The organism is Microcella frigidaquae, assembly GCF_014200395.1.
Taxonomy (GTDB): domain Bacteria; phylum Actinomycetota; class Actinomycetes; order Actinomycetales; family Microbacteriaceae; genus Microcella; species Microcella frigidaquae.
Genome location: NZ_JACHBS010000001.1, coordinates 2,542,391 through 2,548,915, shown reverse-complemented (window position 1 = coordinate 2,548,915; position 6,525 = coordinate 2,542,391). Strand labels below are relative to the sequence as shown.

6 protein-coding genes are annotated in these 6,525 nt (G+C 73.2%); 4 read left to right on the top strand and 2 right to left on the bottom strand.

The genetic code is table 11. From position 1 onward, the window contains the following. Window positions 1-1,184, bottom strand: a 1,184-nt coding sequence (locus BJ959_RS12435; protein ID WP_183322003.1) for a class I tRNA ligase family protein, incomplete at its 3' end; no start/stop codon positions are given. Between the two features lie 65 nt (window positions 1,185-1,249). Further along, window positions 1,250-2,701 carry an anthranilate synthase component I family protein gene (locus BJ959_RS12430; RefSeq protein ID WP_165879011.1) on the bottom strand — a complete coding sequence of 484 codons (1,452 nt, stop codon included), beginning with the start codon at window positions 2,699-2,701 and terminating at the stop codon, window positions 1,250-1,252. A gap of 80 nt (window positions 2,702-2,781) precedes the next feature. On the opposite strand from BJ959_RS12430, the gene BJ959_RS12425 reads away from it, so the two are divergent. The 4 genes from BJ959_RS12425 to BJ959_RS12410 all read left to right on the top strand — a co-directional run bounded on the left by BJ959_RS12425 (window position 2,782) and on the right by BJ959_RS12410 (window position 6,448). Continuing rightward, on the top strand, window positions 2,782-3,585 hold the full coding sequence (locus BJ959_RS12425) for an aminotransferase class IV (protein WP_153982347.1): 804 nt from the start codon (window positions 2,782-2,784) through the stop codon (window positions 3,583-3,585). 146 nt (window positions 3,586-3,731) lie between these two features. Then, window positions 3,732-5,057 carry a DUF2510 domain-containing protein gene (locus tag BJ959_RS12765; RefSeq protein WP_341799958.1) on the top strand — a complete coding sequence of 442 codons (1,326 nt, stop codon included), beginning with the start codon at window positions 3,732-3,734 and terminating at the stop codon, window positions 5,055-5,057. Window positions 5,058-5,239: 182 nt separating this feature from the next. Further along, entirely contained in the window at window positions 5,240-6,085 is an 846-nt protein-coding gene (locus BJ959_RS12415) for a DUF2510 domain-containing protein (RefSeq protein WP_153982348.1), read from the top strand. A gap of 63 nt (window positions 6,086-6,148) precedes the next feature. Further along, complete coding sequence (locus BJ959_RS12410; protein ID WP_153982349.1) at window positions 6,149-6,448, top strand: tryptophan synthase subunit alpha; 300 nt, start codon at window positions 6,149-6,151, stop codon at window positions 6,446-6,448. Window positions 6,449-6,525 lie beyond the last annotated feature (77 nt).

Here is a 6,525-nt window from a genome sequence, read left to right as displayed (position 1 = left end):
AGCATCTCGGGCGTGATGACGGGGATCGCGCCGGTGACGGGCGCGTTGGTGTCGACGACGACCTTCACCGGCAGCCCGTGCGCGATCGCGAAGTCGAGGTCGCGCTGGTCGTGCGCGGGCACGGCCATGATCGCGCCGTGGCCGTAGTCGGCGAGCACGTAGTCGGCGGCCCACACGGGGATGCGCTCGCCGTTGACCGGATTGATCGCCCAGCGGTCGAGGAAAACGCCGGTCTTCTCGCGCGTCGTGTCCTGCCGATCGATCTCGGTCTTCTTCTGCACCTCCTCGAGGTACGCCTGGAACCGCATGCGCACCTCGGGGGTCGAGCCCGAGGCAAGCTCCGCGGCGAGGTCGCTGTCGGGGGCGACGACCATGAAGGTCGCGCCGAAGAGCGTGTCGGGGCGCGTCGTGAAGACGGTCACCGGGCTGTGGTGGCCCTCGATGACGAAGTCGACGTCGGCACCGGTCGAGCGGCCGATCCAGTTGCGCTGCATCGTCAGCACCTTCGAGGGCCACGAGCCCTCGAGCTGGTTCAGGTCATCGAGCAGCCGGTCGGCGTAGTCGGTGATCTTGAAGTACCACTGGGTCAGCTTCTTCTTCTCGGCGATCGCGCCGCAGCGCTCGCAGGCACCGTCGACGACCTGCTCGTTGGCGAGCACCGTCTGGTCGTTGGGGCACCAGTTGACCCAGCTGGCCTTGCGGTAGGCGAGGCCCTTCTCATACATGCGCAGGAACAGCCACTGGTTCCAGCGGTAGTACTCGGGGTCGGAGGTGTGCAGTACGCGGCTCCAGTCGAAGCTCGTCGCGTAGCGCTGCATCGACGCGCGCTGCTGGGCGATGTTGGCGTAGGTCCACTCGCGGGGGTCGGCGCCGCGCTTGATGGCGGCGTTCTCGGCGGGCAGGCCGAAGCTGTCCCAGCCGATCGGGTGCAGCACGCTGAAGCCCTGCTGACGCCAGTAGCGAGCGACGACGTCGCCGAGCGCGTACACCTCGGCGTGACCCATGTGCAGGTCGCCCGAGGGGTACGGGAACATGTCGAGCACGTACCTGCGCGGCTTGCTGTCGTTCTCGTCGACGGTGAACGGCTGGAGGGCATCCCACACCGGCGCCCAGCGCGCCTCGATGCGGGCGAAGTCGTACGCGTTCTCGTCGCGGTGCAGGTCGTCGTGCTGCTCGTCGGTCACGGCTCGGTCTCGTTTCGATTCACGTCGGGATGCCCGCTCCGGGTCGCGGGGGCAGAACCCCCAGATTACCGCGGGCCGCGGCCGCTCTCCTCCCGCTCCACCCCGAGCGCCCGCAGCAGCGCGGCGGCCTTGAGCCGCATCTCGGCGACCTCGGCCGCGGGCACGCTCAGCGCGGTCACGCCGCCCCCGGCTCCCACCGTGGCACGGCCGCCCTCGACGACGATGCTGCGGATGACCATGGCCAGGTCGGCTCCTCCATCGAGCCCGAGGTAGCCGAACGCGCCGGAGTAGATGCCACGCGGGCCGCGCTCGAGCCCGCCGTGCCCCACGCCGCCGCGCCCGTCACCGCCGCTCTTCACACCACCGTCCAGCAGCTCGATCGCCCGACGCTTGGGCGCCCCCGTCATCGACCCGGCCGGGAAGCACGCCGCGACCGCGTCGAGCGCGTCGAGCCCCTCCCGCAGGCGCCCCTCGACCGTGCTGACCAGCTGGTGCACGTGCGCGTAGCTCTCGACCTCGTGCAGCCCGGTCACGACGACCGAGCCGACCTCGCTCACACGCGCGAGGTCGTTGCGCATGAGGTCGACGATCATGAGGTTCTCCGCCTGCTCCTTGTCGTTCGCGGCGAGCTCGGCGGCGAGCGCCGCATCCCGCTCGGGCTCCGGCGACCGCGGCCGCGTTCCCTTGATGGGCCGGGTCTGCACGATTCCGTCGGCGACGCGCAGGAAGGTCTCGGGGCTCGCGCTGAGCAGGCTCACGCCGTCGACGCGCAGCAGCGCCCCGTGGTGGGCCGGACTGCCGCGCCGCAGCCGCCGGTACAGCGCGACCGCGTCGAGCGGGGAGCCGTCGAGCGTCTCGACCGCGGTCTGCGTGGTCAGGCACAGCTGGTACGCCTCACCCTCGCGGATGAACTCCTGGCACCGGGCGACCATCCGCGCGTAGTGGGCGTCGTCGTCACGGTCGACGAGCGGGCCCAGCGCGGGCGGCTCCGCGACCGGCGGCGGGGATGCATCGCTCGCGCGCGCGGCGAGCGCGAGCATCCGCTGCCGCCACGCGGCGAGCTCGCCCTGCCAGCCCCGCCCGGAGGGGTCGAGCGCGATCAGCCGCGCCTCCCCCGTGGCATGGTCGAACAGCACCCCGCGGTCGACGAGCAGCCACGCGGCACGGTGCTCGGGCGCTACGGCGGGTGCGGGCATCTGCATGGTCTCGGCGCGCAGCTCGTACCCGAACCAGCCGATGAGCCCGAGCGGGCCCGCCGGCTGTCGCCCCGCGGCCCCTCCGTGCGGCGGGGCCGCGAGCGCGTCGAGCGTCGCCCGGAGCTGCGGCAGCACGGGGGCATCGGGGTCGAACAGCACCGGCTCGCCGAGCGCGACGAGGCTCGTACCGCGCGTCGCGCCCTCGCCCGAGTCGAGCCAGACGAGCCCCGCGGCACCGGGGTGCGCGGCATCGAGCGCGACGAGCAGCGCCTCGGCGCTCGGCGGCGCCGCGATCGGGTGCTCGAGGAGGCCGCGCCGCATACGCTCCATGGTAGGAGTGCGCACGCCGCGCACGCCCGCGGCGCGAGCCGCCGGGTGCGACCTTCACGAGGCGGTGGCTCATGAGCGACGAGGCCGCGGGTCTGCACGCCTGGACCTCCACGGGATGGCGCACCGTCGACTGGTGCGACCCGCACGAGGGACGCATGCTCGTGGCCGACTCGTGGCGCGTGCGGGAGGGCCGCGTGCGGGGTCTCGAGCAGCATCGTGCGCGGTTCCTCGGCGCGGTCGCCGACCGGCATCCGGATGCGGAGGCCGCGGTCGACGCCGCTCTCGCGCTGATCCCCCGCACCGGCGACTGGTTTCCGCGCATCGAGCTGCGTGAGCGTGCGACGGGACCCGACGCGGGCCAGGCCGGCACCGCCCTCGCGCTGCGACTGCGCCCCACCCCGCCGACCCGCAGCACGGCCGTGCTCGCCACCGCCCCGCACGACCCGCGCAGGCATCCGCTGGTGAAGGGCCCCGACCTCGACGCGCTGCAGCGTCTGCGAGTGGTCGTGCAGCCGTGCGGGGCCGACGAGGCCGTCATCGTGGATGCCCACGGCTGCATCGTCGAGGGTGCCTACAGTGGCCTGCTCTGGTGGCGGGGCGCGACGCTCGTGCAGCCCGATGAGGCGCTGGCGCGCATCCCGAGCGTGACGGTGTCGCTCGTGCTCGAGGCGGCCCGTGCGGCGGGTGTTCCCGTGGCGAGCGAGCGGATCACCCCGGCCGGGCTGGCCGACTGCGAGGTGTGGGTGCTGAGCGCACTGCACGGGCTCCGCACGGCGATCAGTTGGGTCGACGGGCCGTCGCTCGCCGCACCGACGAGGGCGGAGGACGGTCGTCGATGGCTCGCCAGCACCGAGCGTCCGCTGCCCACGCCCTGAGCCCACCGAGAAGCTGATAGCGCCCTGTACCCCGCGCGGGGTACGCCCCTAAAGGGGGGTATGACGATTCCTCCCCCTCGCGCAGGGTTCGACCATAGACTGGCCGCGGGGCGGACGGGTGTCCGTGCATTGGGGGAACGAGTCACGTGTCTGACGACGAATACGGCAGAGTGCCGGCCGGGTGGTATCCCGACCCGCTGGGGTTGCCTCAGCTGCGGTGGTGGGACAACCACGCCTGGACCGAGCACGTCTCCGACGCCCGGCAGCCCATGATGCCCTCGCAGCCCGCCGCGGCGACGATCTTCGCCGACGACGAGGCCCTCTCGCGCCGTGCGCGCCGCAGCGCCGAATCGGCCGCGGCCGACGAGCAGCCCATCCAGCAGCCGACGGCCGCCGTGCTGCGCCAGCTGGCGCCGCCGGCCGAGCCCGGCCTCGCGGATCCGGCCCTGAGCGCCCCCTCCGCAACGGCCGCCCAGAGCGCATCCGGGCAGAGCGCACCGGCCCAGAGCGCTCCGGCCAGCGCGGCGTCGGCCGCCAGCGCTGCCTCAGCCGCCAGCGCTGCCTCAGCCGCGACCGCCGCCGACGCGTTCGCCGCCGCCGCCTTCGCCGACCTGCAGCAGTCCGGCGGCTCCGCGCCGCAACCGAGCATGCCCTGGGTGCCTCTTCAGGCGCAGGGCGGTTCAGCCCCGCAGGGCTACGGCTCGGCGCCCGGCTACGGCTCCGCGCCGGGGTACGGCTCCGCGCCCGGCCTCGGGTCCGCTCCCGGTGCCCCGGCGTATGCCTCGACCTGGACGGAGTCGCCGATCTCGGCGGCAGAGCCGGGCCGCCGCGGCACCCACCAGACGGTCGGCACCACCGCCCCTCACCTGCAGAGCGTCGAGGTGTGGGCGCTCGCCCTGTTCCCGATGCTGCAGCTGCTCCTCAGCCTGCTCGTCCTCGCCGCGTTCTCCACCGGCCCGTCGGTGATCCTCATGGCGATCATCTGGCTCGCGCCGTACCCGGTGTCGATCGTGCTGGCCTGGCTCGACCACCGCGGCCTGCGCCGCCGCGGGGTCGACCGCCCCGCCAGCTGGCTCTGGGCCTTCGCCTCGCCCCTGCTGTACCTCGCAGCTCGGGCCGTCGCGCTCAGCCGCATCTCGGGCGCCGGCTACGGGCCGCTCGCGGTCTTCCTGCTCCTGAGCGGTCTCGTGGGCGCCTCGGTGCTCGCGGTGCCGGGCCTGCTCATCGCCACGCTGCCCCAGCTCTTCGCCGACGAGGCCTCGGCGAGCATCGAGCGCGCCGCCGTCAGCATCGGCGGCCAGATGGACGTGAACTGCCCGGCGACACCCCCGCTGTACATCGGTCAGCAGCTCCGCTGCCCGGCGACGACGGCCACGGATGAGGAGATCGTCATCACAGCGAGCCTCCAGCGCGCCAACGGCTGGATCACCTGGCAGGTTGACGACTGGGGCATCTTCGACTTCGTTCGCTAAGCGAATGCTCCGACGGGCATGAGTCTGAAGGAGCCGCCACAATAGCCACACAACTGAAGATCGGAACGAGCAATCGTTCATCGCGGTGAACCCGAATAGCGCTGCGAAGCACCGGTCGACCAGGGGGGTCGGTCCGGAACACGAGACCCGGCCGGGGGGCCGGGGCCCGAGGGGGAACCATGATGAGCACCACGACAGCGGTCCACGTGCCGGCCGGCTGGTACGCCGACCCGGTCGAGACCAGCGCCGGTGCCGCGGCCACGCAGCGCCGCTGGTGGGACGGCGAGCGCTGGACCCACCACACCGCTCCGATCGACATGCCGTCCGTCAGCGGGGTCTCCCCCACCTCCGCTCCCGACAGCGCCCGCCGCAGCGCGAGCACCGGCGCCATCGGCGTCGGCGCCCCCGCGACGCTGTCGCCGCGCGAGTCGGCCCGCGCCGCGGAGAGCATGCCCCTGCACCCGGTCGACCCCGCGGCCGGTCTGCGCAGCGCGAGCTCGAGCCCGACCCGCAGCGCCGCCTCCCCGCTCAGCCCCGCCAACGCCGAGACCTCCGAGTACGTGCCTTTCGCCGTGCGGGAGCGCATCAGCGTCGGCTCCGCTCCGGCTCCCGCGGCCCGCAACCCGCTCGGGCTCCGGGTGCACACGGCGTCGGTCTGGCTGATCGCGACCATGCCCCTCACTCAGGCGCTGCTGGTCGTCTGGGTATTCTCGACGCTCCCCGCGGAGAGCTCGTCGTGGACCCGCGCCCTCGCGGTCGTCTTCCCGCTGATCCTCAGCGCCGCGCTCGCGACGCAGGACCGCCACCAGCTCGAATCGTCGGGCCACCTGCGCACGGCGCCGTGGATCCTCGCTCTCCTGGCACCGCCGGCCTTCCTCGCGGTGCGAGGCGTGCGGCTCGCCCGCACGACCGGCGCGCGATCGTGGCCGCTGGTGGTCTGGCTCGGCGCGCAGCTGTCAGTGCTGACCGTCTGGTTCGTGCTCGACCCCGCGACCGTGATCGAGATCGCCCGCACGCTGCTCGGCTGACGGCGCCGCCTCCGGCGCACTCAGGAGCCCGGCGCACTCAGAAGCCCGTCGTAGGCTCGAGGCATGACGGAAGGGCGACGGCGAGGCGCGAGCCTCGAAGTGCTCCGTGCCGAGGCCCACGACGAGCTCCAGACCGTCATCCTCGCCCGCGCCCGCGGTGGGGAGGACCCCTGGGAGTTCATGAGCGAGCTGCCGACCGTCGACGAGCTCGTGGTGTGGATGCTCCGCGCCGAGAGCATCCGTGACGACGACGGCCGGCTGCCTTCGGCGGCCCGCGACTACCGGCTCCTGCGCCAGATCGCGCTCGACCATCCCGCGCTCACGACGACGGTGTGGCGGATGCTGGACCGGCTCTCGGCCTGAGCTCGCGCATCCCGTCCGAAGGTGAATGAGCGAGTCCCCCATATTGGGGACCGCTCAGGTGTCGGACTGTACCCCGA